Origin of the sequence: Corticimicrobacter sp. (genome assembly GCF_040137905.1) — a bacterium.
Classification (GTDB): domain Bacteria; phylum Pseudomonadota; class Gammaproteobacteria; order Burkholderiales; family Burkholderiaceae_B; genus Corticimicrobacter.
The window spans coordinates 1-2091 of the sequence record NZ_JBEFDG010000080.1; the positions used below are offsets into that span (position 1 = coordinate 1).

Here is a 2091-nt window from a genome sequence, read left to right on the forward strand (position 1 = left end):
TCTGATACCGACTGGTATGAAACTCGGGAGCATCGGGAGGGCAAGCCCATCCCGACAGAGGTGCTGGAGTCTCGCAGAAAGGCCAGGGCTGCAGTTATCGAAATATCTCCCAAGCGGTTACCGCTTTTTGGCGTGGGGATTGCAGAATCGATACAACCTGATGCATTGAGCTCATAACCGGCCTGGCCGGTTTTTTTATGGACACCAGAAAAATGTCACTTGAACAAGCGCTGAAAGAGGCTTATGCCTCGGCTCCGACCGATCGCGTGATCTTTGATACGCTGGAAGTTCGCCACTCGGCATTCCGTGACGATGCTGGTCAGCCGACTGCCATCCGCATTGTGATTGGATACGAAGACATCACGGCTAGGCTGGAGGGGGATGCGGTGTTGCATCCAGGCGAGTACGTTGGTTTTGTCGCGGGGGCATTCCGTTTCAAGTTGCCGGGTTTCGAAGAGGGGCAGGTGCCTGCCATGCAGATCACCATTGACGGTGTGACCCGCGAGGTGGTGGGGCATATCGAATCTGCCATCAATGAGCCGGAGCCTATCTATGTGACGTACCGGCCCTATCTATCGACCGACCTGAGCAAGCCGCAGATGGACCCGCCGATCACGATGGAACTGACCAAGGTTACCGTGACCGGCACATCCGTGTCTGGTACGGCGTCGCTGTCAGATGTTCACAACTGGGCATTCCCATACGAGAAGTACATGGCGGCGCGGTTTCCGGGATTGGTGCGATGAATGCTGTCGATGTGAACCGCTACATCGGATTGTCGTGGGAGCTTGGTGCCCGAGGGCCAGATGCGTATGACTGCTGGGGGTTGTTGCTGCATTGTCGAGCTGCATACTTTGGTGGAGGAATTCAGGATGTGGAGTTTGGTGATCCTGCCCGCGATATGTATGCCCACAAGATGCGCTCTGGTGAGTGGGAGATTGTGTCTATGCCCGCTCATGGTGATGGCATTTTGCTACGCGATGGAAATGACCCACATGTTGGTATTTATCTGAACCTGGATGGTGGTGGCGTATTACACGCACTGGAGGGCAGAGGGATCGTTTTTACCCCTTTGCGCGATTTGAATTTCATGGGCTTTGCCCATCCTGTCTTTTATCGAATCCATGCCTAATATCACTCTTTGTAGAAATCCGTTTCGCCCACAACTGGATCGGGTGGAGATTGTGGCGCGCACGGGTACGCGCCTGGATACGGTGTTGCGCCGGGAAGGGCTGGTGGCTGGCCGTGGCCGCAACCTGGTACGCCAGCACACCTTTATCGTCCAGATGAATGGCAAGTGGCTGGTGCAGGATCAGTGGGCCTGCCGTTTGGTGGCTGATGATGTCGTCCTGGTGGCGTTGTTGCCTGCTGGTGGCGGGGGAGGTGGGTCGAATCCGTTGCAGGTTGTGGCGATGGTGGCGCTGGCGGCTGTGACGGCTGGCGTGGGCGCTTGGGCGGCTAGTGCATATGCCTCTGCTGCTGGCGTTGCGGCTACCAGCACAACTGCGTTGATGGTTGGTGCTGGTGCGGCCGCTTTGGTTTCTATCGGCGGTAGCATGCTGCTGTCTGCGATCTTCCCGCCTGCCAAGACCCCCAGCACGATGGCCAGAGAGCAGGCCAGCCCGACATACACCATCGGGGCGCAGGGCAACACGGCGCGTCTGCTGGAGTCGATCCCGGTCCAGTACGGGCGATTCCGCGTCTATCCGGACTTCGCTGCACAGCCTTACACGGAGCTGGATGGCAACCAGACCTATCTGTACCAACTGTTTTGCCTAGGCCAGGGTGAGTACGACATCGAAGAAATCCGGATCGAGGACACGCCTATTGGCAACTTCGAGGAGGTCGAGTACGAGATTGTGCGCCCCGGCGAGCTGGTGACGCTGTTTCCCGATAACGTGGTGACATCGAATGCTGTCCAAGGGATAGAACTCAAGGGGCCGAACGAAGAGACCCATTCGGTGGCCGGGCCGTTTGTTGCCAACCCTGCCGGCACCAAGACCAACAAGATTGCTGTCGATATCGTCTTTCCTGCCGGCCTGTTTTACGCCAATGACGAGGGTGGCCTGTCACGCCGCAGCGTATCGTGGA

Annotated in this window: 2 protein-coding genes and 1 pseudogene; all 3 read left to right on the forward strand. The window is 57.5% G+C overall.

Features of this window, described 5'->3' with window-relative positions; translation table 11 throughout:
* The first annotated feature begins 212 nt into the window (after positions 1-212).
* Positions 213-746: a DUF1833 family protein gene (locus tag ABN482_RS13675; protein ID WP_349504503.1), complete on the forward strand. Its 534-nt coding sequence runs from the start codon at positions 213-215 to the stop codon at positions 744-746.
* Positions 743-1132 (forward strand): NlpC/P60 family protein, encoded by a 390-nt coding sequence (locus tag ABN482_RS13680; RefSeq protein WP_349504504.1) that lies wholly within the window; start codon positions 743-745, stop codon positions 1130-1132. The genes ABN482_RS13675 and ABN482_RS13680 overlap by 4 nt, the downstream gene beginning before the upstream one ends.
* Before the next feature lie 52 nt (positions 1133-1184).
* Positions 1185-2091: pseudogene (locus tag ABN482_RS13685) on the forward strand (host specificity factor TipJ family phage tail protein); the annotation flags it as partial.